Raw genomic sequence first — 26,740 nt, forward strand, 5'->3', positions numbered from 1 at the left:
AAATTTATTTTTCTACCATAGGATTTTTTGCGTATTCCAGAAATAGAATATGAACTTGATTAACTTCGTGGGTTACTGAAAGTGGGTACACACACTTATTTCCAAATGGCATTCCACTTTTTTCAAGCAAAAAAAGACTAAGTAATGATGTATTGAATTCAGGTAGTGGCTTAACATAAGAAGCAAGAATTTTTCTTTTGCTTTCATACTTACTGACGAGTTCTTTCTCTTCTCGTGTTTTAGGATTAAAAACCAAGTTAAATCTTGTAGATTTTTGTCGATCGATTAAATGTTCAATGCCCATAGTGGTGGGTAAATTAAAAAGTACTTTTCCAAGACTATCGTTTATTAAAAACTGGGCATAATACCTATCAGGATCCCATTTGGGTTCCCATCTGAAAACAATTTTAGGATGGTAAGAAGGTAGCGACTGAAGTTTTTCAGGTTGGATGATAGAATCACATTTTCCATCCAACAACCAATACGTGGCACTGCTTTGAAATATAATTAAAGAATCATTAAAAGACATGCTCCACGATGAAGGTAATTTTGTGCGAATGGTATGCAAAATGGTGTCCTGTAAAACAAGACTTGCTTGAGAATTAATGACAAAACTTATTAAAGCAAAAACAAATACAAAAAAATATTTCATAAATTTCATAAATTATTATGTTCTTAACGTAATCGGCATTACAAGCATTAGTAATTCTTCTTTGTTATCAGTTTCTTCCTCGGGTCGAATGATCACGGCTCTATTGGGAGATGTAAACAAGAAAAGAACATGTTCACTACTCATATTATTGAGCAAATCGAGTAAAAACTTAGCATTGAAACCTATTCTGAAGTTATCGCCCTCGTATGAACATGTCAGACGTTCTCTAGCAGAATTGGAAAAATCGAAATCTTCAGCTACTAGCAGTAGCTCTTGACCATTGATGTTAAATACAACCTCAGGCAGAGCTTGATTGGCAAAAACCGATACTCTTTTAAGTGCAGAAATTAACATTTCTCTATCAACCACCAAACGATATTGACTATCCTGAGGAATAATGTTTTCATAAGCAGGGTACCTCCCCTCAATCAAACGACAACTAATGAAATACTTATCAAAAGTAAATGAAACATTGGTTTCATTGAATCTTACGATTACATTTGCATCAACAGAAGACAACAAATTCTTCAACAAAGGGAGAGGTTTTTTGTGCAGAATAAAAGAAAAAGCATTATCACCCTTAACATCAAGGCGTCGATATCTTATTAATTTATGACTATCGGTGGATACAAAATTGCTATATTGTGGGGATATCTCAAAATATACACCATTCATTTGAGGTCGCATTTCATCGTAGCCCACTGCAGGCAAAGTTCTTATGATAGCTTGAGACAAAACAGAACTCTCTATGAGCAACTCGCGAGGATTCTCTAATTCTGTAAAAACAGGATAATTTTCGGCATTATATAATGACATCTTATAAATACCATTGCCTGTATTGAGTTCTCCCATCAAATTTTCCAGATCGAATGTGAATGTTACGGGTATATCGGGTAAATTTTTTAAAGTCTCTAACAATATCTTAGGAGGAACAGCTACTTTTCCTTCCCCCGAAAGCATGGTAGGACTAAGTGTTACTGTTGCCCTGGTTTCATTGTCAGTTGCTGTTACATGTAACACTTCACCATCACTTTCAAACAAATAATTTTCAACAATGGGAACCAAGCTGTTTGTTCCGATGAGTTGGTGGATACTTTGCAAAGCCCTCTGTAAAACTTGACTTGAAATAACAAAATTCATAATATCAAATTTTTAATGCAAAATTACGATTTGTTGATTAAATTTCCTTTTCATTAATTCATTTTTTTAACCTAAAGTCATCTAACCTTTTCATCAACGGCCCAAAAACAAAATATTGAGTCATGACCACTTCTCCAGAGGGTAAGACCCCCCATAAATACTCAGGATCATACTCAATAGGTTTACCCTCAATATTGGTACTTCCCTTAGGTGCTTTAATCTTAATGAGATGAATAAACTGTTCCTGATTTTGTGTGGTCTTAAGTTTTATGGTACAGAATGGAATGAGCTGGCGAATAGAATCTAATTTATCAGGTGAAGCATCATCAATAAGTGACTCAAATCGTACATCAACAAATTGAGTTAAAAAAGCAATGATAGAAATAGTGTCAGAATCGAGTAATTCTATTCCATTTAAATTCAATAACTTAAATTTACCATTATGAGAAATAATTCTAAAAGAGTTTTCGGGAAATGCCGGATATTTGATTTCAACTTCTTTAATATCATGAATTTGAGCTTCAAAAACTTTATGACTTCTCCAGTCTCGCTCGAATGGACTAAATCTTGAATTGATAAAACCCATAAAACCAGGTATGTGCAAAACGTATGGATTCTCATATCCTTCCATAAGAAAAAATGAGCCAGTTTGATCTTTCGTGGCATGACCAACGTAAAATGTCCTGACCCGTTTAATGTATGGAAACCACCTCATATTCAGCAAATTCCATCCATAAACGCGTGCATAAATTTCTACCTTAATTCCATGGCTAGCCAATTCACGTATTACATTATCCCTCATTGAAAGAGGTACAGGATTTCTAACGGTCATGTTAAATAGGGTATAAAGAAACTCTTTGATCACGTCCCGGTGGGCTTCATATTTACCATTTACCATCCAAATATTACCTTCTTTTCTTTCGAGTAATACCCTATTTCCTTTCTTGTCGGCAATAAAAAACTTTACTACTGAAGCTGTATCAAGAAATGCAAAATCTTTCTCTCCAGGATATATATCAGAATTTAATCGGAGTTGGATAAAATTAATAACCACTGGAAATAATATAACAGCCATTAAAAGAACTAGCGTAAAAAGTATCTTTTTCTTTTTCATAACTTATCTTTTCAACCATTTTCGGAGTGAAACTCTCTTAATAATCACAAAAGTTATGCCTGAAAGCACAATGAAAAAAACGGGTAGGAAGATGTTGAGAAATACAATAAAATTTCGATAACTTTTAACTTTAGTTTTATCAAGCAATCGAATAATGATCTCACGAGACCTTATATCCAAAATATTTTGTTCATCAGTAAGATAACTCACACAATTTAATATAAAATCTTTGTTCCCATAAGTAATCTTCGTAAAGCGATCGTAACCTAATGGAAATGTATAAAATGAACCTTGTTGATAGATAAACTGATTTTGAGCAACGTTTCCATCAGAAACCACAATCATCTTGGTGGGCTTACTTTCAGCTTGAAAACCTATTCCCGTATCTTTCTCTATTTCTGGGGGAAGCCTGTGTTTAAAAACACTTTGAAATTGCCCTTCGAGCAACACTGCTACAGGTAAGAAAGACTTATTAAAAAATTGTTTACTAGGTTCTTCTTGCAAAACACGTAATGAAACAATAGTAGGAGTATTGAGTACACGTGAAAACTGAGAACTCGTCAGAAGAATTGTCTTCTTAACATGAGGTACTGGTATGGTATCGATAGTTGATGCGAATTCAAAACGAATGGCATTAATATTTCTAACAATCGGATGCCCCCGAGGATTAGCAATAGCAGGAAAGTAATAAAAATTGTAATAATTAAAAACAGGACGCCCACCTTCTTCTCCTGTTTTAATAGGAATTGGACAACTGTTAAGATCAAGCAAAATATTGGGGTTAACCCTTACCCCATACTTAAAAAGCATATCTTCCAAATTTATCTCATTGGCAATAGCTGGTACTTCGGGTCGAGATCGGAGTGAGTCAATGGTCGTCCATGCCCCATCAATTAACCACAGTACCCTTCCCCCTTTCATGATAAATTGGTCTATGATAAATTTGTCTTTTTCATCAAAAACGGAATCAGGACCAACTATGATCAACGTACGAACTCCATCAAGGGCTTTTAACTGATGGTTTATAACCACCTTTTTCACGGTATAGTATTCTGATAAACTTCGAGCCAGGTCATCAACCAACATGGGTTCCGCCTCGCCATGTCCTTGCAAAAAAGCCACTGTATATTTTTGCGTTTTTTGCAGTCTACGTATAGCATCTACCAAATTAAATTCAATATTTTCAATCGACTGATTGATCAAAATTTCCTTATTTACTTGCTGAAAAGCCTGAACGAAGTTGATGGGAATTTCACGGTCTTTGTAATATGCTAAAGCACAAGGCCAAATGACTTTTCTCTCTTGAGATTCGGCTTCAAAACGATGATCTACCGTAGGATATAATCCTTTTCCCGTTAATTCCTCATATATGTCCTGAATCGTACGCTTATCTTTGCCTTCAAATGGATTGATAAAATCGTATTGAATCTTAGATTTATTATAGGCCTTGAATTCATCAAGCATGTCACGAATAGCATTCCGAAGTTTCCTATATTCTGCTGGTAAATCACCTTCCAGATATATTTTGAAATAAACAATATCATCTAGCGATCGTAATATTTGACGCGTAGTTGACGATAGGGTATATTTTTTTTCCTGAGTTAAATCTATTCGAAAGAAAAAACGCGATGAAATTATGTTTATCAGGAAAATCAACATCAAAATACCCAGAATGTACAAGTATGATTTTCTCTTCATCTCATTTTTTGTTTTTTAGGTTTAACCAGCTCAAAAAAAGGAAAAAGAAAATGACCGACAAAAAATAAACAACATCCCTACTATCAACCACACCACGACTTAGAGACTTATAGTGTTCTTCAATACCAAGAGATTTGATGAAAAGCTCACCTTTACCAAATATACCAATATCATAAATGAATTCAAACCCCAAATACATGAACGTAGAAAAGAACAATCCCAACACAAAAGCTACCAAGTGATTTTTGGTAAGAGAAGATGCAAACATGCCAATGCTTAAGAATGAAGCTCCCATGAGAAACAAACCCACATAAGATCCGTTAATACCACCTATGTCAATGTTTCCCACAGGAAAAGCAAGATAATAAAGACTAGCATAATAAACCAACGTGGGTAACAAAGCAATAAGTAGAATCAGTAAGCCTGCCAAAAACTTGGCTATCACTATCTTGGCTTCTGAAATAGGTTTAGTGAGTAACAACTCAATGGTTCCATAACTGAACTCGTCCGAAAACATTTTCATTGAAATAGCTGGTATGAGAAAAAGAAAAACAAACGGGGTAAGCAAAAAAAATCCCTCTAACGTAGCATAACCGTAATTCAAAATATTAAAACTTCCCTGAAACAACCAAAGAAGTAAACTGGTACTGACCAAAAAAACAATAATAACAATATATCCAATAAGAGAGAATAAAAAGGATTTTACTTCCTTCCAAAACAGGTACCACATCTTAACAAAATTCTGGGACCAATTTACAAAAGATTATTCAATGATGGAGATCCATCCAAATTTGTCTTCTTCCGTGCCAAATTGAATACCCATGAGCTTCTCGTAAAGTTGGGTTGAGTATTTACCGGGTTTTCCATCACAACAATAGAGATATTTTTGACCTGTGTCCAAATCATATATTTCACCAATGGGCGTAATGATGGCTGCTGTTCCGCATGCACCTACTTCTTCAAAAGTTGGTAATTCTTCAACCGTTACTGGCCGTACTTCTACTTTCATTCCGAGATCCGCAGCCAACACTTGAAGCGATTTATTCGTAATAGAGGGCAAAATGCTGGGACTTGATGGTGTTATGTAAGTATTTTGTTTAATTCCAAAAAAATTAGCCGCACCAATCTCATCGACAAATTTTTTAAATTTGCTATCCAAGTACATAGCAGCTGAATATCCTGCTTCATACGCACGAATCATCCCTCGAAGACTAGCTGCATAATTTCCCCCAACTTTAATGTTACCCGTTCCTAACGGTGCAGCTCTATCACTATCATGAATGATAGCAATTTTGACCGGTTTAAAACCATCTTTAAAATAAGGACCTACTGGAGTCACGAAAACTATAAGTGCATATTCTTTCGATGGTTTGACACCTACTTCTGGTCCTATTCCTATCAATAATGGTCTGATATATAACGAAGCACCAGTTCCATAGGGTGGCAGAAATTCGATATTTTCCAGAACAGCTTTTTTGATGCATTCAAAAAATAACTCATCCGACACTTCAGGCATGAATAAACCACGTGCACTATTTCTCAAACGGGCAGCATTTTCTTTCCATCTAAATAAGCGAATGTCTCCTTTGACTCCTCGGTAAGCTTTTAAACCTTCAAATGCTTGTTGACTATAGTGTAAGGCCGTTGCAGCAATGTGCATGTTTAAATACTCACTATCACTTAATTGAGGTTCACTCCATTTTCCATCCTTGTAAAAGCAACGGACATTAATTTTTGTTTTATGATATCCAAACGGAAGTTTGGACCACTCTATGTTTGTCATAAAAATTAAATTTTGCTCAAATATATGCTTTTTAGCAAACAAGTGTATACGTAAAAAAATTTTTTCTTTTCAATTTGATAACATAATGTACAAAAAAAATTAAAGCATACATTTATTAATATTTATTAATTTTAAAACAAAATTTTAAATATGATTATGAGACTGTTTTATTTTATTTTGATCTTGAAATCGATTTTAGCATTTTATCCACAAAGTGTAGGCATCAATAACTCCGGCTTATCACCAGATGTAAGTGCTGGTCTTGACATAAACTTTACCAATAAAGGATTGCTTATCCCCCGAGTAACACTCCAAGGGGAAAATGATGCAACAACCATCCCAAATCCAGCAACGTCTTTGCTCGTATATAACACAGGAACAGGTGGATTACAACCAGCAGGATTTTATTACAATCAAGGAACTCCCGCATCTCCCTTATGGACTCGTCTTCCTAGCCACTCAGAAACCTGGAATACGACTGGAAATTCCGCTACCGATCCCAACCTCCACTTCCTAGGAACCACAGATGCCACAGATTTAATTTTTAAAACAAATCATCAAGAAAGAATGAGAATAAGTCACATCAACGGTAATATAGGTATCGGAACAAGCAATCCTACAGATAAGCTCGATATTGAAGGGAATATCAAATTTTCAGGTTTACTCAAACCCAACAACAATCCTGGCTCAACCGGAGACGTTCTGGTTTCGCAAGGTGCAAGTTCACCTCCCATATGGACCTCTGCCATCAAAGGAACGCTAGCTGGTGCATGGGAAGTTTCTCCTTTAACTGCCATCAGCACCAGCTCTTTTTCATGGGAAAACACAGATCTCACTCTTAACTTTTTCTTACCAAGAAATTGCACCGTATATATGTATTATACTATAAATGTTCAACCGAATGGTAATCCAGGAGTTGGTTACATACAAACTCGTTTGATAATCGATGGCACTCCCGATAGAACAACGGCATCCCATTATCAACCATTCTGTAGCGGTGATTGCAATGTAAACATATCTGGAGTAAAGGTAATGAGCATGAGTTCGGGTAACCACAGTGTTACTTTGCAGTGGAAAGTCACCGAAAATCCGATTATGTGGTCTAGCAATCCTAATTGGTGTGATGGATATTGCGCAGCAAGAAAACTTGTGGTTATGGCTTTTTATGAATAAATCATCACTCAGCTCAAAATCCTATTATATATTATAATCAAAAAACATAATGCCAAGGCCATCAAAGTTGGTCTCATTTTTGTTTACTAAGATGAAAAAACTTCTGTATGTTTGTAAAAAATTCTATGCGTTTACAGGTAGGCATTGTTATTTTATATGCAGCATTTTTTTTACATGCTCAAACAAACCCTTCTCTTCCTAAGATTGAATTGAAGACCATGGATGGAAAAATCATTTCCACTGATTCTATTCAAAACAACGGTAAGCCTATTATTATGAGCTTTTGGGCTACATGGTGCAAACCATGCATCAAGGAACTTAACATCTTTGCTGAGCATTATGATGAATGGGTTGAAGAAACAGGTGTTAAGCTTTTTGCCATCAACGTTGATGATCAGCGAACTTTTGCCTCTGTAAAAACATTGGTGAATGGGAAAGCATGGCCTTTTATTGTTTATTGCGATCCCAACGGGGAATTTAAGCGCGCGATGAACGTCGTAAATATTCCACATACATTTATTCTCGATGGTGAACGAAAAATTGTTTGGCAACATAGTACTTTTGCAGAAGGTGCCGAAGAAGAAGTTATCGAAGTAGTTAGAAATTTGGTCAAAAAGTAAATTCAATGCGTCTCATTTGTTGGGTATTATTGTTTTCGGCGTTTTTCTATCAATTGATAGCTCAACAAGATTGGCAAATCAATGGGGATGTTCAGTTGGATGCCCAATACTACTTAGAAGATTCAACAGCAGGAGCGCCAGCTGTTAAGGAACATCTTTTGTCGAACGGATATTTTAACTTGTCTGTTCGTCGAGGTGGAATTTCCATGGGCATTCGTTACGAAAATTTTGCCAATCCCATGTTGGGATTTGATCCACGACTAAAAGGTTCCGGTTTCCCCCATAGATACATTGAATATCAACATTCATATTTTTCAGTATGCGCTGGAAGCTTTTACGAGCAATTTGGATCAGGCATAACTTTACGAAGTTACGAAGAGCGAACTTTAGGGTTTGACAATGCCATTGATGGTATTCGTTTACGCGCTCAAGTTCACCCCGCACTTCAAATCAAAGCACTCATAGGTCAACAACGTCAGTTTTTTACACGATCTGAAGGGCTTATTCGAGGCATAGATGCTGAATTTTATCTCAATGAACTTAATGACAGTTTGCGTTCTTTTCCGCTCAATATTAGATTTGGTGGCAGTGCCGTAAGTCGATATCAAGTAGATAAGGATCCGATGTACAAACTTCCTGAAAACGTCTTAGCATGGAGCATTCGAAATGCTATCGGTTACAAAAATGCTTCCTGGAGCAATGAATTCGGGTTCAAATTCAACGATCCTAACGCTACTAATCATTACATTTATAAAGATGGCATGGTGATTCTTTCTACCTTTACATATGCTCGTAAAGGATTTGGACTTTTACTGAGTTACAAGCAAACAGATAATATGGACTTTAGGTCAGACCGAACAATCACTGGTTTAGCCAGTACGATCAACTATATTCCAGCTCTTGCACGTATACATTCATATTCTCTAACTGGAAAATATCCTTATACAGCTCAACCCAACGGAGAAGCAGCTGTCCAGGCACAACTAACTTTCAAGATTCCTAAAAAAAGCAAGCTTGGTGGTAAATATGGAATGGATTTAAGTATTCAATATGTTCGTTCCCAATCTATCGATAAACAACCCATCAACGATTCTACACCGCTTTATACCAGTGGAACCGATGGATACGTAAGTCGGTTTTTCCGCCTCGGAAATGAAACATACTTCGAAGACTTTGACATTGAAATTCAAAAAAAGTTTTCCTCATCCTTAAAGGGAGTGTTTTCCTATGTATATGTAGTTTATAACAGTTTAATTGCTGAGGGTCATGATTATGGCATGTTTTACGCGCATGCCACTGTTATTGATTTAACTTGGAAAATATCATCTAAGCATGCTTTACGATTCGAAGCTCAACATCTTTACAAAGAGCAATACGACAGAAATTGGGTGGCCGGACTTATTGAATACTCTCATGCGAAGGGTTGGTTCTTTTCCATAAGCGACAATTTCAATTATCAACATCCAGACCCTACAAAAAGAATACACTATTATTCATTTCATCTCACCAAAAATATTCAAGCTACTCGAGTCAGCCTAACTTACGGAAAAACATTTGAGGGTATTACTTGTGTTGGAGGAGTTTGCCGTTACATGCCAGCCACGTATGGAATTTTGTTGTCGTTCAATACATCGTTCTAATATGAAAAAAAATATAATTGTTTTTGGTTTAGCGATGATATTGATGGTTGGGTGCGATATTGTGGAACCACCTTACGTAGAGACACTTCCACCAAGTCCAACCGATTCGGTTGTTCAGAAAGTATTGCTTGAAGAATTTACCGGACATCTTTGCCCCAATTGTCCTGAAGCTGCTGAAATTGCTCATCAACTTCAGTTGATGTATCCCAATCAAGTCATTGTCATTAGCATACATGCAGGATACTTTGCCAATCTTCAGTCCCCAAACTACATGACCGACTATCGCACAAGTGTCGGAAACGACCTTCATAACTTTTTCGGTGTCTCATCTTATCCCATAGGAATGATCAATCGAATTGAACGAAACGGTATTAGACTTTTTGACAAAAATGCATGGGCGTCGATCATTGACTCTATGATTCACACAACACCAAAAATCAAAATTTCATATCAGAAACAATTCAATATTTCTTCGTCAACATTGCAAGCAACCATCGAATTCAAAATTCTTTCCAACATAGATCACCCCCTAATGTGGTGCGTCTTCTTTACAGAAGATAGTCTGATAAGTTATCAAAAAAACAACAATCCTAACATAGGCCCCACTCCAGAAATACCCAATTATTCACACGATCATGTATTGAGAGGGGCTGCTTTTGGTACGTGGGGAGATACTTTAACTTCAATTCCATCTCCCAACGGAACAATCATTAATAAAAATTTAAATTACTCTTTTGCTTCTTCCAGTTGGAACTTAAATCACGTGCATCTCATCGTTTTCGTTTACAATCCGGCAAACTATCAAATACTTCAAGTGGAAAAATTCAGTTTGTTATAACTAACCTTTCATATTTGCTCGGTCGAAATTACAGAAATAAAAATAAAATGCGAAAAAAAGATCTATACAACATCTTTTTAAGCATTAACTTTAAAATTAGGAGTATGCTCCTGGAGATTTAGGTACTTATACACTGTAGGGGTTGTTTATCATTAGATAACCTATAACGCAACTAATCCTAAGTGATGAAATTTTAGCAATGTCAATTTAGGCTTTTGTGCAAAATTATCCTGTTATAGCTGTCCACTTTTCAAGGTTACTAGTTTTGAAATATATTTGCTATGAATTTAATTATAGTAAACTTACTCTAAAGGTCTTAAATTATGAAATATCAACACAAAATTTTTTCACATACAATTATTTTCTTTTTATTTTTTTCGACAACCATCTTTTCTCAACATATGATTGATTTAAACACATCAATTAATAAGGCTTTAGTAAACTCACATCTTTTAAAATATGCTGAAAAAAACATAGAAAGCCACAAAACCCTTTTACCTACATCTTTTGCATTGGAGAAAACTGAATTATATGTCAATTATGACGAAAACAATATAACTCATGCGGGATATCCACTTACTAACATCGGAATTCAACAAAGTTTTCAATTTCCTGGATATTACATCAATGATCGTCGCATACTCATGAATCAGTATGAAGCGGCTCAACTTGAATATATTTTCTTGAAGCAAAGAATTTCATTTGAAATGGCATTACTCTATATCCATATATATTTTACCATGGAAAAAATCGCACTTTATCAAACTCTTGATAGTATTTTCAGCAAAGTATATGAATCGATCAAGCAAGGTTTCGAATCTGGTAACATTTCGCAAAAAGATTTTTTGACCATACAACTTAAACAGATAGATTTAAAACAACTGCTATTCGAACAATATATGTTACATAAGCAACTTATGCATCGCTTTCATCTTTATGTAGGAGATACAACTTTGGCCCCTGATACCGTTTTGCCTCCTTTAGAACAAATCAAAATGGATTCCCTTGCAATTATCTATCAAGAATTTTTTCAAAATCAAATTGAACAGCATCATCTAGAATGGAAAAGTCAAAAATATGAATCCATGCCTGATTTTTATGTGTTGTACTTCTTGGGTTCAAATCGTCACGAAACTCAAAAATACCATGGTTTCGAAGTTGGAATAAGCATTCCTCTTCTCAACCCAACCTTAACTTATAAAATCAAATCATCTAAACTTAAGTCTAAAGCATATCAACATTTAGTGCAGAATGAACAACAGAAGATCCAAACTCAGTTGTATGAAAATTGGTTAGCATATCAAATGCTTTTATCGCTTCAAGAGTATTACCAACAACAAAACGAAATTCAAGAAAAATTTTTTCATCAACTACTTCTAAATTCGCAATCTGAGAACATTAACTTGGATGAATGGTTCCAAATTTTCGACAGTTTTATGACATATAAATTAAAGCATTTGGATTACTTAGAAACAATGTACACAACGTATTTTAAAATCAAATACGGAATCTATGAAGAATAACTCTTAAAATTTGAAGATAAAATATTAACAAGATTTATTCGCTTCTCAAAATGCTTACATTTTCTGCTTTGACAATGTCTATGGTTGTTATAAAAATTTTTAACCTTTCACTTTTCTTTTAAAACCATCATACATGTTAGTCTCCATCATCAAGGAGAATGAAAACTTAATTGCCATCTTAGCCAATATTTGTTTTAGTCTCAACTTTCTCGACACCATAAACTTGGAACTAACATCATGATCGCCCATATTTTCACCTCACAAAAAATGTTTTCTTGACCAAAAAGTCTTTCACGAAGAAAGGGTTAATGCTCAATGAATTAAACAATCTCTGAATATTTATGATAAAAGTGTCATCATAAGATGTATTTGGAATACACTTAATTTTTCACATATAAAAATATTTTTTTAGAGGCAGCTGGATTAAACGTCCAAGGAGTAAAAAAAGGAGGATTATATTCTTCCGTTTTTTTCCAATGTTTGCGGACAAAAGAGCGAATCGAATCGCTGGCATTTCCAATGAATGAAGCATTATTCTTAGGGCTTTCAAGCCATGAGGGAATGCCATTGGTTTCTAGATCATTCCAGTATGGTTCGTATAACACCGCACAATTGCAATCGCTTCTCAAAAAGTACTTCATTTTGGGATAATCCAAAGCATAATTATAAAAAACTTTTTTACATTGATATTTCTCATACCATTCGCTCACAGACAACAGTTTACGATGAACAAATCCAGCATCGAGCATTAGAATATGATAAGCAGGTCGCAGTATGCATATAAAAATAAACAGCGTTAATATAAGAGATTGTTTACGGGGAAAGAATTCGACAAAGCGTTTAATTCCATAAGCAGCCAATAACACTAGCAAAGGAATCATGGGTATTTCCCAACGAGGAATGGCACCTTTTGTGAAAGAAAGATATGCGTAAAAGATCAAAACCCATCCTACCATCAAAAAAAATGATGAATTCCTGTCTACTTTAAATTCGTAAATAGAGAAACCTATCCCAATCAATGCTAACAGCAACATACCTATGTCTATTCCCATGACAGGTTTAAAAAAGAAATAACTTAGTGGTGAACCCTTGACGACAAAAGGAAATTCATTCATATGATATAAAATTTCATCAAGAAAATCTTGCCAATAAATAACATAAGGTAGTCCAACGATCACAAGCCAAAACAAGCTGAGCAAAAAAAACCGTAATAATTGTCTAAAACGAAATCCGTTAACTAATTTCATTTGCCAAAGCATCACAATAACAGAAAACAATGCCAACAACCCACCAACATGAATCTTCGTATGAAAAGCTAATGCTATGATGAAAGACAACCAAAACAATTTCTTTTCTAGCAACATTTCTTGTAGAAGTAGATAAATTGTTACAACGACGAAAAAAGCAGTAAGACTATCCGGAACAGCGTAGTGTGCAGCTTCAACCCAACGAAAAGCAAAAGCTGAAAACAGCAATGTTACCATTGCTATTCTTTCATCATTGTAACGCAAAGATATTCTGTAAAGAAACCACACGGTTAAAAAAGACGGTAGAAAAGAACTAAAAAGCCTAATAAACCACAACGCTTCATTGATATCATACCCAAACCAATAGGCATAAAGTTCATACGAGCACAACCCTACGAAAGCTAAATACTTCCCAACTGGCCCATATATGGATACAAATTGTGGATCAAGATAAATAATACCATCTGATAACTGATAAAAAAATTTTCCCAATAAACGAGCACCTAAATACAATTGTTCCTCATCCCAGGCAAATCCTTCGAACCAAATACCGTAAAATCGAGTAATAACGTTAAGTACGAATAGAAAGGAAACATAAAAAACTTTTCTTTTCACCAGCGTAATCTTTTAGTAATTTCGGTGGAAAATAATCTTAACTTCTCGGGCATAGTTTTGCTATACATTGCTTGCACAAAAGCAATCCATGGTGTGGTCAACACCATCGTCATGGTGATGGTCGAGATAAGAATTTGAAATAAAAAGTCATTTATCAAACCCAAAACGCTTGCTACCTGGGCTAGAACAAAACTAAACTCACCTATCTGCGAAAGTAATGCACCAGCATAGAAGCTCTCTGCCCAAGAGAAGCGACGTATTTTAAAAACGACAGCATTGATTAAACTATTGACCACAAAAATAGCAAGAGTAATAAGGGCAACGAGTTGAAAATTATTAAATAAAAAAGGTAAATCCATCCTCATCCCTATAGAAAGAAAGAAAAATGAAAGGAAAAATACACGAAAGGGAATAAGAGCTTGCTTTAAATAGACATTACATCTGTCCTTACTTACAAGAATTCCAGCTATGAAAGCACCCAGAGCAGCTGAAAGACCCATCAGGTTTGTAAGCCAAGAAAAGCCAAAACACATGAAAAAAGCAAGCAAGACTTGCAACTCATGATCTGACTTAAGTTCATGCCGGAAAGGAATTCTAAAAAATTTGTACTTCAAAATAAGCCAAAAGAAAACAACAATCAATATAGCTCCTATCAATGTTGGTAAAAATTCATTTAAGACAATAGAATCCTTTGAGATGAAATGAAGTGTAAGCAACATGGGTACAATCAATACATCCTGTACAAGCAAAATTCCACCCGTAAGTATTCCAACAGGTGAATTCAAGCTGGCGTTTTGCATCAGAAACTGAAAAACTAAAGCTGTGCTACTTAAGCTTATGACAAAAGAAAAAAACAACACAATCTTCCACGACCAACCATAATAAATGCCCACCATTGACATAAAAAGAAAACTTAGTGCTATTTGTAGTATTACTCCAACAAAAGAATGTTTGAAATTTTTTGAAAAAACCTGAAGGTCAATTTCGGCTCCTATAAAGAACAGAAGCAATATAAGCCCAAAATCTCCCAAATCGAAAATCATCCGTTCGCTCGTGACAAGATTTAAACCATTTTTTCCCAAAAGTATACCGACTAAAATATAAGCTAGGAAATAGGGTTGATGTATTTTTTTCAACAAAAAAATCAAAACAAGGGAAAAAACAACCATGACGGAAATTTGATCAACAAAGCTGCTTTGTGCAAAAAGTTCGATCATGACTTCCTAGCATTTTTAAACATAGGATGATAACTCTCAATAATATCCCTTAAGTGGGTCCGACTAATGTGTGTATAAATTTCTGTCGTAATAATGCTACTATGTCCGAGCAATTCCTGAACAACCCTTAAATCAGCACCGTTTTCAACCATATGTGTAGCAAAAGTATGCCGAAAAGTATGTGGACTAATAACTTTTTTAATTCCTGCTTTTTGGGCTAAATCTTTAATAATATTAAAAACGGCCACTCGTGAAAGCTTTTTTCCTTTGAGATTCAAAAATAAATACATCTCATTATTTTTTTGAATCGGAAATTGTGGACGAGAATGATGTAAGTATAACTCAAGCGAATTAAATGCTTCTCTTCCAATGGGTATAAATCTTTCTTTATTACCTTTACCTATTACACGAAGAAATCTTTCTTGTGGAAAGTAATTTTCAAAAGTTAAATTAACAAGTTCACTAACACGTAAACCACAGGCATAAAGAATCTCAACGATAGCCTTATTTCTATGACCTTCTTTTCTAGCTAGATCTATACTCATGATCATACGATCGATTTCATCCAGGGAAAGAACTTCTGGAAAATAAGATGGCAGTTTTGGAGTGTCGAGAAACTCAGCAGGGTTTTTGTCTATGATGTTTTCAATTAAGCAAAATACGAAGAAAGCTTTAATTCCAGAAACTATCCTTGCTTGAGATCTTGGATGCATCCCTATGTCGCTCAACCACTGTACAAACGAAGAGAGATCAGTTAAATCAATTTCGTTAAGTGGTTTATTTTGAGCAATTTGTTCGTTCCATCTGAAAAAAAGCAACACATCATGTTCGTAAGCTTCAATCGTAGCAGGAGACAGAGCTTTTTCAAGCTTCAAATAACTTAAAAAACTGCGAATGAAGGTATCTCTCAAATTCATTTTTTGAGTACTTTTTGAAGTTTAAGAATTTCATCCCGATAAAAAGCCGCTATCATAAAATTAAGATCATTAGCTGCTTTCTCCATTTCTTGCTTGAGCCATTCTATCCGTTCTTCTATGCTCATATCATGTATTTCATTAAGTATAGGATCTAAAAAAATGGAACGATTCATAAACTTTGATGAATCTTCTTTTTGCATCACTTCATCAAACGGGGTTTTTTTAGACTTCTGAATATTTTGAGGTATAATGTTATGTTTCCGGTTATATTCTAGTTGTTTTTCTCTACGTCTTTGAGTTTCATCTATCATTTTTTGAATCGAAGAGGTGATTTTATCAGCATATAAGATAACACGACTTTCGGTATTCCTTGCAGCTCTTCCAGCAGTTTGAATGAGACTTTTTTCATCTCGTAGAAAACCTTCCTTATCGGCATCAAGTATAGCGACCAAAGTTACTTCAGGTAAATCCAGACCCTCTCGTAGTAAATTAACACCCACCACTACATCTATGATGCCACTGCGTAATTCCTGCAAAATCTGAATTCTTTCAATGGTATCAATGTCAGCAATTAAATATTTGGCTTTAATATCCATCGACAAAAGGTAATCAGTCAGTTCCTGAGCCATTCGTCTCGTTAGGGTTGTTACAATAGTACGATGGTTTTTTTCTATTTGCTTATGAATTTCACTCAACAAGTCATCAACCTCTATTGATGCAGGTCTTACGATTACTTCTGGATCAACTATTCCTGTTGGGCGTATGAGTTGTTCTACGACTACACCTTCACATTTCATCATTTCATAATCGCCAGGTGTAGCTGAAACAAAAATTACTTGATTTAAAAGATTTTCAAATTCGTCAAACGTCAGAGGCCTATTGTCTAATGCTGCAGGCAACCTAAATCCATAATCCACTAATATTTGCTTTCGCGATTTATCACCACTATACATTCCCCTTACTTGTGGAATTGTTACATGGCTTTCATCGATGATCATGAGATAATCCTGAGGAAAGTAGTCCAGCAAACAATAGGGCCTGACACCAGGAGGTCTGTTATCAAAATAACGCGAATAATTTTCAATACCTGAGCAATAACCCAATTCTTCCAACATTTCAATATCATGACGCACACGCTCTTCTAGTCTCTTGGCTTCTAGTGTCTTGCCAATAGAAAGAAAATAGTCTACCTGTTTTTGTAAGTCAAGTTTAATTTGCTCCACGGCAGATTTAAGTTTTTCACGTGTTGTCATGAAAATACTTGCAGGATAAATAATGTATTCGTCGAATTCTTGCAAAACGTTGAATGTTTGGGCATCGAGGCGTTGAATATGTTCTATTTGATCTTCCCAACCAATGATACGCACAGGGTGATCGGCATAGGGTGGGAAAAATTCAAGTGTGTCACCTCTTAAACGAAAAGAACCTTTCTTTAATGTCTCATCGTTTCTAACGTAGAGAGCATCCACCAGGCGAACAACAATATCCATCAGGCGCATCGGTATGTATTTACTCACCCTTATGGTATGTTCCATAAAATCATTAGGATTTCCCAGGCCATAGATGCAAGATACAGATGATACAATGATCACATCGCGCCTGCCAGAAAGCAAAGCCGAGGTAGCTCGTAAACGAAACTGTTCAATTTTTTCATTGATAGATAGATCTTTTTCAATGTATTTATCCGTAATAGGCAAATATGCTTCTGGTTGATAATAGTCATAATAAGAAACAAAATACTCTACTGCATTTTCTGGGAAATACGATTTCAACTCAGTATAGAGTTGAGCAGCTAAGGTTTTATTATGCGATAGCACAAGAGTGGGTTTCTGAACCCGTTCAATCACATTGGCAATAGTAAAAGTCTTACCTGAACCTGTTACACCGAGCAAAGTTTGAAAAGGGATTCCTTTTTCAATACCTTGCACCAAAGCCTCTATAGCCTCAGGCTGATCACCAGTAGGAGTAAAAGAACTAACAAGTGAAAATTTATTTCCCATTTTTAGCGAAGATACATTGAATAGGATAATGATCATTGAGATTCTCCTTGATAACTTGATATGAAACAGGTACCCATATTTTGTTCTCTTTCATAAAAATATAATCTACACGTAATGGTAAAGCAAAATTCAGTGTTCTGAAATGATTTAAAGTACCAGTAATTTTGTAAACATCTTTAAAATACTTTGCGAATGTGATACAAATGTAAGACCAAGGTAACTCATTAAAATCACCCATTACAATCACTTCATCAGGAAATGTAAGAGCAAATTCAAGCAATTTTTTAGCTTGCAAAGAACGATAATAAGCATTCAAACGAAATTTACTTAAAAAATTAATAAGAATACTCTTCTGGGCAGAGTTGGCCTTTATGTCTAAAAAATCTCTTTCCTTCTGGGAAAACTGATACGATTGTAGATGAACGTTAAATACCCTCATGGTATCCTTCTCATACAATAGAAGATCAGCCCAAATGGCTATGATTTTTTTGCCTTCTGGAGTATTGTTACTGATAATTCCATGATGTAGAATAGGGAACTTGCTGCCAATAAACATGCCTGCAAATCCTTTATCTTTTATTGCCAAATATGGGAAATAAACATAATAACTCATAGAAAGAGGTTCGAGTAAATTTTTATGAATAAAAATTTTGGAAGTGTCTGGAACAAAACACTCTTGCAAACATAAAATATGGGGATTGAGCTGCTGATATGTCTTAATCCATTTTTCTGGAATGAAAGCTCCTTTTTCATAAAATTTAAAAATATCTACATTATGTGAAATAACCGAAAACAACGTATCATCTGATGAAAAATGATAAGTCTTTTTGTGAGGAAAAAAACTTAATGGTTTTAGAACAAAGAAACTAGATAAACTCACAATAAGCAGACCAACCAAAGCTTTGATATTATAGAAAGAATATACTAAAAACGCGATTAATGCTACCACGAAAATAAGTGGGAAAAAAAGAGCTAAGAAAGAAAGAACCCAGATGAATGTTGGTGGCAATAAAAGCCCCAGAAAGGACAACAGCCATAAAAAGAAGAAAAACCATACTAAAATTTTAAGCAATCTTTTCATCTTAGTATTTCTTCAACAAATCGGGGCGAAGCTTTAAAGTTTTTTTATAAGCTTGTTCATATCTCCATTCTTCAATTTTTTTACTATCACCAGAAAGCAATATGTCAGGAACCTTCCACCCTTTATATTCAGAAGGCCTAGTATAAACAGGCTCAGATAAAAGACCCGCCTGGAAGGAATCATGTAAAGCTGAAGTCTCGTCATGCAAAACACCAGGGATTAATCTAGTTACTGCATCTATGACCACAGCTGCTGGCAATTCACCCCCTGTCAAAACATAATCCCCAATGGATATTTCCATTGTTACTAGGTTATCTCTAACTCGCTGATCAACGCCTTTGTAATGCCCGCATAGCAAAAGAAGATTACGTTGCAAGCTTAAACGATTGGCTATTGATTGAGTAAAAGGAATTCCATCAGGGGTCATAAAAATAATTTCATCGTAAGAAATTTTTTGTTTTAAATCAGAAATAGCTCTATCGATAGGTTCTATCATCATAACCATCCCAGGACCTCCTCCATAAGGATAATCATCTACTCGTTTATGTTTATCTGTAGAATAGTTTCTAATATCGTGTACATAAATTTCTACTAATTTTTTTTCTCTTGCACGTTTTAAAATAGAATGATTTAAAAAACCTGAAAACATCTCTGGAAAAATCGTTAGAACATCAAATCGCATGATCTTGTTTTGACAAAATTACATAAAATAAAAAACCCCTGGAAAGGGGGAAAACCAGGGGCTAAAGTGACATGTGGTATATGTTATAGGGGGCTATTTAACTACTTCAAAAGGTATCACTATCATCTTATCTTGATATTGAACAATTAAATGATACATTGCTGGTTGCAAATTTACAACAGGAATTTCAATAATGTTTACACCTTTTTTGATCAAATTTATGAATTGATACAACTTGTTTCCATAAAAATCGACAACAAAAAGGTTAACATTTAAATCATATAATGAGCTGATAATCAATCTTATATTAGAATTACAATAGGCAGGATTAGGATATAGCCTTGCAAACAATATATCATTGTTTGTATAAGATAAATCATCTTTCGTCAAATAAACAACATCACTCATAGTAAAATTACCATCATAATCAATCTGTTTTAATCTGTAAATAAATATATCATTGGGTTGGTAAGCAAGATCATAATCAAACCATTGATATACTCTTTGTCCTACATGTGTTCCACTTCCAGGCACAAATCCCACTTCTGTAAACCAATTGTTAACCAGTTTTTCCACGATAAAACCTGCGTTATTTGTTTCAGTAGCTGTAACCCATTCAAGAACTCCATCTGCTCCCTGCCAAAATGCTTTTAAAGACAAGTATTCAACAGGTAAAGGACTACATCCTGAAAAAGAATAAAATGAAGCTCCATCATAAAATCCTCCTTTATAAACAGGTGCTATGGGGCAATTAGCAGGTAATAATATATGATCAGATCCATCATAATTGCCACCACGCCACAAGCTATTAGGAGGACAATTTGCCACAGCTAAAACCACATCCGAACCATCATAGGGTCCACCACGCCATACACTGTTTGGAACGCATGTCGCTGCGAGAAAAAACCTATCTGTTCCATCATATGGACCACCTAACCATACACTATTTGGAATGCAATTCGCTGCAAGAAAAACCCTATCTGTTCCATCGTATGGACCACCACGCCATAAAGGATTAGGATTGCAAATTGCATTCGCTATAATCACATCAGAACCATCATAAGGACCACCTCTCCAAATAGCATTCATGGGGCATGAAGCATTTAAAACAAAGTGATCAGAGCCATCATAAAATCCTCCAACATAAATAGATTCCAAGCGAACATATAAGGAATCTTTTACCACTAAAGTACAAGATCCGTTGATCACATATAAGGTTACAACATTAAGACCTTCATCGTTAGGACCATAAATAATACCAGTAGGATTTGGTTGATTGGAAGTAATCCCATTATCAAAATCCCAAAACCAGATAGTTGGTGGTGCTGAAATCACATTGCTTGTATTGCTGAAAAAATTAATTGGAACATTACCACTAACGTAAAATCCATTCTGTGGAGGTTGTCTAGTAATAAAAGCAGAAGGCAAAGGATAGACGGGCACAGGTATGATCACCGTATCACTTAAGCCGCTTACAAGATTAGTAACAATTAACATGACATTGTATTGTACTGTATCGGGAGTTGAAGGTATAGGATATAACCAACAAGGATTCACAGCATGAGATGTATCAGCTTGAGTGAAGGGGTCTCCAAAATCCCAGAAATATCTAATACTATCTCCTTGAGTTGATTGATTGACAAAACATATGCTATCTCCTGCACATCCATTAATAACCGTAAAATTTGCTACAGGACGAAAAGGATTGAATGGTTGGCAGCTTTGATTAGGAGTAGAATCAGCACGTACTGTTAATGATAAAGAACCTGTAGCATTGATGGGTGTTACAACCTGAACGTAATAACTCATCCCATTGGTTTCCATGCAATGTAAGGTAAATTCAGTTAAAGCATCACTATTGCATGGTCCCGCAGTCATAGCATTGCAGGAGCCATATAATATACGATAACGAATCTGGTTTGGTAAAGCTGTGGTATTTTCAGAGAGTTGAAATGACAAATTCACCTTAATGTTAAAGTTCAAATCCACTTTAAACCATGTAGATTTATACCCTGAAGGTCCAAATAAACATCCCATGGACGAACCATTTTCACCAAAGGATTCCCCTATCGAATGACAGTCAATTACCACACTACTAGAAACACTTCCGGGACCGTTTAAAACCATTGAAATGGGATCAATACACATATCGCCCGACTGCCCAATAAGCCAAATTTTTGGAACAACATTTTCAATGGTATAACTACAACCTGTTAACATGATATAGTACGTTGCTGGATTTAAACATCCCTCTCCCCATAAAGTTCCTCCCACGTTAATACTCGTTAGAGGCACCTGTTGCAATCCGGCTGAAGTACTATCGTTGGGAATAATTTCTTTAAACAACATCACATCCTGAGGATTGAAAGTTGTAGTTATTCCATCGATTGTATAATTAATTCGTATCTTCCCAGAGATAGAAGAAGTAAATTTATACCATAAAGTCCGAGTTCCACAAGTATTCTGATCAGTTGGAGCTTTTGTAGCACAAGCAAAATATCCCGTATCACCACGAAATTGGCCAGCTCCCAAAGCAACAGGTGTGTAGGGCGGCATCACCTGATTAAGACCGTTGATTACATTGGCATCCACAAATTTATCATAACGCAAAGGTACAATAGGAACTCGATCAAACTTCACACTTACATCCACTTGATTAGAAACCATCATACCAGCATGTTCGTCGACTACAATAAAATACCGTCTCTTCCTTAGTGGCTCACATGGACTGATGGTAAAATTCACAGTTTCAAGATTTCCTGCACAACCATACCAGTCAAAAGTAGAATTGTTGATCACATACGTCAAACCTTGAGCATAAGTGCTATCTAACATTCCCATGCTTGCCAATGATGAAAATGGAATGTTTCCATCCACATCGCTAAGGTATACCGTAAATGGTAATACAGGATTACTTTTATTAGGGGTTCGATTTCTTACCCTCACATAAACTCTACCCGGACCATTTACAACAAACGTATACCACAAATTCCTTCGAATAGGCACGTTGGTTGTTGAAAGTCCGTAATAAGCAGCTTCGTTCTGATCGATGGGATACAAAATTGATGGCGAGTTATTTCCATAAGGATATAGACCATTCCAACATAAATTTTGAGGATCACTCAATCCAGGATCACTTGATGCTGCACCAGTTAAACACGATATAAAATCATCAGAAGGGGAACGGGCAGGATTTAATGGATTGACATCCCCTATTTTCCCAAAATACCAAACACTATCACCTGGAATTAGATCAAAATCATATGCACGCAATGCACGATCGAAACGAGATTCATAAATTGAATCTACATAAATTCGTGGCGTAAAACTTGTACCTATGTGACTGTTGTTCCCAAATACTACCAATGTATAATAACCTGGCTGTAAACGACAAAAATCAACTTTCCCATACCAGGTCCACCATGTTCTCTCATAATGATCAATGTTTGTTCTATATATGCATGGCTGAATAGGTGGTGATGTAGGCATGAGTTGACTATCTACCCTTACATCAAGTGAATATAGTCGTAATGGCATGGATGAAGGCACATCCATAATACTTACAAAAGATTCTTTTGTTAACCTAAAAACAAAATATGCCACGCGATTAAAACCTGTTGGACATGGATCGATGGGATGTGTTGAAAAAGGAGTGTCTGCTCTGCAGTTCATCCATTCAGTACCAAACGTATATACTCGTGACATATTTGGATAAGTAGGTGTACCACTGTTAGGTCCATAATCTGTGATTCCTGCGTAATAAGCCTTATTTGGCCTGTTATATTTTGGGTTTGGTAAATTAGTCAACCATAAACTTATATTATTGGTAGCACCAATTAATCCGCCACTGTAAGTAGGACCTGTATAGGAACCTCCATATCCATAACTTACCACAGTATACCATCCTGGTGGAAAAAAAGTACACTGATTATTAAAAGAAGAGCGACATCCTAAATCCCCTACTCCGGGTATGTTAGCACTTACAGGACCACCTGTTGATAATCTCCCATAAAATAAACGAAACAATCCACTTGTTGTTGAAATATTCAACAACATTGGTTCATTTATATAAAACTCCCTATATATTTGTTTTGCATCCGTATAACAAGGATTTCGCCCATCGATAGTCATAGGATTATTAATGCATGAAAAATAATCCACTGTTCCAATTACAGTACCATTTTGTAAAGAAGAGGTAATATCTCCCAAATTGTTAGGTGAAGAAGGGTTTGAAAATTGAGTAACAACTTCTCTGAACATGACCCACGGTCTAGATGAACGACCTACATCAGTACTGTCACCAAAAGTGACCAATGTATAAACTCCAGGTTCCACACAAACTGAGACACTATAGTAAAAATCTGTACACCCAAACATTTCTACCAAGCCATTGATATATTCTCCATAAGAAAAAGCACCCTGTGCTGTAGCTAATGCAGAAGCATCTCCTCGATACAATTTATGCAATAAGTATGGAGTATATCCACCAATAGTCAATATCCCATATCTGTCGATATAAATTGTCCTATAAACTGCCTTTTTACTTGTTAAATTCCAATTATGACAAACTCCATTTGCAGGTAGGACTGTATTTTGGCAGCTAAAATATGCTTCTGTACTATAGACGTAAACATTATTTGGCAAAGGGTTCCAATGATTCACTGAATCTACTTCTCCTGTATCCGTCAGCTGAAACTGCGTATATATGTCCACCTCATAAACACCTATACTAACATTAGCTGACATACCTAAATTATTATAATAGTAACTAGTTACATTTGAAACTGTGTCTAACTTTCCCAATATTTGCAATGAATATGTACCAGCCGGCAAACAGTTATATGTAACATCTCCTCCCGTGAATTGCCAAAATGGACTTAAATTACAATTTAACTCTACATCACCTTGATACAATATTTTGCCCAAATTACCATCTATGACAAATCGTACATTAGCATCTTCAAGTATAGTAAACTTATACCATGTACTTAAAACATATGTTTGTCCCCCCCAACTTATTTGTCCACTTGGTGGATTCACAGTTCCACAAACATTGTCCCTAATAAATGCATTACAGGCAAGGACATCTGTACCATAAGTCCAACTTCCACCAGGAGATCCAGGTAAAATTCCTAGTTCATTGGTGGGGTGAATATTTGAAGGATTAGGTGACTTGGTCATTCCACTGCCTCTTTCATACAACCGTATTCGGACTGTGTTTGAGTAATCTTTATGGTAAAAAATCTGAATAGAATATGTTGTATTGGGCTCTAGCTCGCACAACCAACTGACACCAGCATAATATGGATCGCCATAATATTGACCAGTTGGTTGTAATACCTTGCAGCCATCAATTAAAACTAAAGAAGACATAGGTGTTGTTCGGACGTCACCTTTGTAAAGATTAATACCCACTTTTAAATTTCCTGTATACTTCCCATATGCTTCGCTAATCTCAAATCGGATCAAGTCTACGAAATTATCTGTGGTAAATACATGCCACGTAGTTTGTTTATAGTCTAAATAATTTGATCCCAACGCCGGACAAACCTCTCCATTATTTTCTATGGTTTGGCAACCTACGTCAAAGGTGTATGTGTGCCATCCTCCAGAAATAGTTCCCAGGTTCTGTGCAGTTGATGGCCGATCGAACTGATTGAGAACTTGAGGATAATCTAAGGTTAATTTCAAGAAAATAGAATCATTAGCATTCAATTTACTACTGACCTGCACAAGATAATGACCTGGTAAAAGACAAGGATTATAGGTTGATCCAAATTTATTCAAGGGAGTAAGTTTTGCTGGAGGAATTTGCGCAGCCCCAGGTAAACACGAAGAAGCATAGTATACGGTAAAACCAACAGCATCTTCGGGCAAATCGTTTCTAGGTTGCATAAGTTTTAGGTCCACAGCTCGTGCTGTGGGCAAATAAAAGGAATACCATACGGATTTTTTATCTGTACCTGCTGAAATATGAACCGGGTGAAAGTATTCACCTGTTTGAATGGTTGCACCTGTTAAATTAATTGTATCGGAATAGAAAATACCTAGTGAAAAACCAGAAGAAGGTATATCAATTGGTAAATGATTAACACATTGATCATTAATGGGTTGAGAATATAACTTAATTATTCCCATCCATAATACAAGTAAACAATAAAAATAAAAAGAAATTTTATTTAACATACTTTATTTAACATACTTTTATTAACGAACCCCTCTTCCGCCACGACTTTCATATCGAGTATTGTAATCGGTATTATTTATTTGAGATCTATCAGAAACTCTACAATTATTTTGACTACTAAAAAACCACCCTCCACGAACCACAAAATTTCTATTAACTGGCCAGGTAGGTTGATTATAAGAACCTATAGCATCAAGAATTCCATCTCCCCAAATGCCCACATAACTCGAAGGGGTTGCAGGATTAGATTGATTTTCATTAATTTGAATACATTGTTCTCCAGCATTACCACTCAGTTCCATAACGCCATAATAAGAACCGCCTGTTTGTTCTCTTGAAAGAGTACGATCGCGTGCAAATATTCCCACCTCCAGCACAGCTCCATATGTAGAAGAACCATAGCTTCCACCACGAATATACCAATCGCTTCCGCCAAAATTTAAATTTGCTCCAACATTGGTACATGTATCTGTACCTGGACCAGCAGGTGTTGAAATGTTAATTGCTTCAACAAAGGATGTAGTTCCCCATGCATATTCATTGGGTATGAAGTCTTTAGGACCACGACAGACCTTTTCATATTCTAATTCCGTCATTGGTCTAAGACATGCCC

Annotated in this window: 19 protein-coding genes; 5 read left to right on the forward strand and 14 right to left on the reverse strand. The window is 35.6% G+C overall.

Annotated features, from left to right (window positions below; translation table 11 throughout):
- Positions 1-4: 4 nt before the first annotated feature.
- From N2Z72_08775 to N2Z72_08800, 6 genes are read right to left on the reverse strand one after another with little or no spacing between them, the layout of a single operon-like run.
- On the reverse strand, positions 5-652 hold the full coding sequence (locus N2Z72_08775) for a hypothetical protein (protein ID MCX7697766.1): 648 nt from the start codon (positions 650-652) through the stop codon (positions 5-7).
- 15 nt (positions 653-667) lie between these two features.
- Positions 668-1,792, reverse strand: coding sequence for a DNA polymerase III subunit beta (dnaN, locus tag N2Z72_08780; protein MCX7697767.1), 1,125 nt, complete (start codon positions 1,790-1,792; stop codon positions 668-670).
- 58 nt (positions 1,793-1,850) lie between these two features.
- Positions 1,851-2,906: a hypothetical protein gene (locus N2Z72_08785; protein ID MCX7697768.1), complete on the reverse strand. Its 1,056-nt coding sequence runs from the start codon at positions 2,904-2,906 to the stop codon at positions 1,851-1,853.
- Positions 2,907-2,909: 3 nt separating this feature from the next.
- A complete protein-coding gene (gldG, locus tag N2Z72_08790) occupies positions 2,910-4,604 on the reverse strand; it encodes a gliding motility-associated ABC transporter substrate-binding protein GldG (protein ID MCX7697769.1) in 1,695 nt (564 codons plus the stop codon).
- Position 4,605: 1 nt separating this feature from the next.
- Complete coding sequence (gldF, locus tag N2Z72_08795; GenBank protein ID MCX7697770.1) at positions 4,606-5,334, reverse strand: gliding motility-associated ABC transporter permease subunit GldF; 729 nt, start codon at positions 5,332-5,334, stop codon at positions 4,606-4,608.
- A 33-nt stretch (positions 5,335-5,367) separates the two neighbouring features.
- Positions 5,368-6,387 carry a branched-chain amino acid aminotransferase gene (locus N2Z72_08800; GenBank protein MCX7697771.1) on the reverse strand — a complete coding sequence of 340 codons (1,020 nt, stop codon included), beginning with the start codon at positions 6,385-6,387 and terminating at the stop codon, positions 5,368-5,370.
- 156 nt (positions 6,388-6,543) lie between these two features.
- On the opposite strand from N2Z72_08800, the gene N2Z72_08805 reads away from it, so the two are divergent.
- From N2Z72_08805 to N2Z72_08825, 5 genes are all read left to right on the forward strand, one after another.
- Positions 6,544-7,560 carry a hypothetical protein gene (locus N2Z72_08805; protein ID MCX7697772.1) on the forward strand — a complete coding sequence of 339 codons (1,017 nt, stop codon included), beginning with the start codon at positions 6,544-6,546 and terminating at the stop codon, positions 7,558-7,560.
- A 107-nt stretch (positions 7,561-7,667) separates the two neighbouring features.
- Positions 7,668-8,180 (forward strand): TlpA family protein disulfide reductase, encoded by a 513-nt coding sequence (locus tag N2Z72_08810; protein ID MCX7697773.1) that lies wholly within the window; start codon positions 7,668-7,670, stop codon positions 8,178-8,180.
- A 5-nt stretch (positions 8,181-8,185) separates the two neighbouring features.
- A complete protein-coding gene (locus N2Z72_08815) occupies positions 8,186-9,820 on the forward strand; it encodes a DUF6029 family protein (GenBank protein MCX7697774.1) in 1,635 nt (544 codons plus the stop codon).
- A 1-nt stretch (position 9,821) separates the two neighbouring features.
- Positions 9,822-10,658 (forward strand): Omp28-related outer membrane protein, encoded by an 837-nt coding sequence (locus tag N2Z72_08820; protein ID MCX7697775.1) that lies wholly within the window; start codon positions 9,822-9,824, stop codon positions 10,656-10,658.
- A gap of 401 nt (positions 10,659-11,059) precedes the next feature.
- Positions 11,060-12,181 (forward strand): TolC family protein, encoded by a 1,122-nt coding sequence (locus tag N2Z72_08825; protein MCX7697776.1) that lies wholly within the window; start codon positions 11,060-11,062, stop codon positions 12,179-12,181.
- Positions 12,182-12,561: 380 nt separating this feature from the next.
- On the opposite strand, the gene N2Z72_08830 is transcribed toward N2Z72_08825, so the two are convergent.
- From N2Z72_08830 to N2Z72_08865, 8 genes are all read right to left on the reverse strand, one after another.
- Entirely contained in the window at positions 12,562-14,043 is a 1,482-nt protein-coding gene (locus tag N2Z72_08830) for a hypothetical protein (GenBank protein MCX7697777.1), read from the reverse strand.
- Complete coding sequence (locus N2Z72_08835) at positions 14,040-15,260, reverse strand: cation:proton antiporter (protein MCX7697778.1); 1,221 nt, start codon at positions 15,258-15,260, stop codon at positions 14,040-14,042. The genes N2Z72_08830 and N2Z72_08835 overlap by 4 nt, the downstream gene beginning before the upstream one ends.
- Positions 15,257-16,177, reverse strand: a complete 921-nt coding sequence (gene xerD, locus N2Z72_08840; GenBank protein MCX7697779.1) for a site-specific tyrosine recombinase XerD — start codon at positions 16,175-16,177, stop codon at positions 15,257-15,259. Before xerD ends, N2Z72_08835 begins: the two co-directional genes overlap by 4 nt.
- On the reverse strand, positions 16,174-18,177 hold the full coding sequence (gene uvrB, locus N2Z72_08845; protein ID MCX7697780.1) for an excinuclease ABC subunit UvrB: 2,004 nt from the start codon (positions 18,175-18,177) through the stop codon (positions 16,174-16,176). The genes xerD and uvrB overlap by 4 nt, the downstream gene beginning before the upstream one ends.
- Positions 18,167-19,258: an endonuclease/exonuclease/phosphatase family protein gene (locus N2Z72_08850; GenBank protein ID MCX7697781.1), complete on the reverse strand. Its 1,092-nt coding sequence runs from the start codon at positions 19,256-19,258 to the stop codon at positions 18,167-18,169. Before N2Z72_08850 ends, uvrB begins: the two co-directional genes overlap by 11 nt.
- 1 nt (position 19,259) lies before the next feature.
- Complete coding sequence (trmD, locus tag N2Z72_08855) at positions 19,260-19,940, reverse strand: tRNA (guanosine(37)-N1)-methyltransferase TrmD (protein MCX7697782.1); 681 nt, start codon at positions 19,938-19,940, stop codon at positions 19,260-19,262.
- A 93-nt stretch (positions 19,941-20,033) separates the two neighbouring features.
- A complete protein-coding gene (locus tag N2Z72_08860) occupies positions 20,034-26,126 on the reverse strand; it encodes a hypothetical protein (GenBank protein ID MCX7697783.1) in 6,093 nt (2,030 codons plus the stop codon).
- 21 nt (positions 26,127-26,147) lie between these two features.
- Positions 26,148-26,740, reverse strand: a 593-nt coding sequence (locus N2Z72_08865; protein MCX7697784.1) for a hypothetical protein, incomplete at its 5' end; no start/stop codon positions are given.

The organism is Bacteroidales bacterium (genome assembly GCA_026418905.1).
Classification (GTDB): Bacteria; Bacteroidota; Bacteroidia; order Bacteroidales; family DTU049; genus JAOAAK01.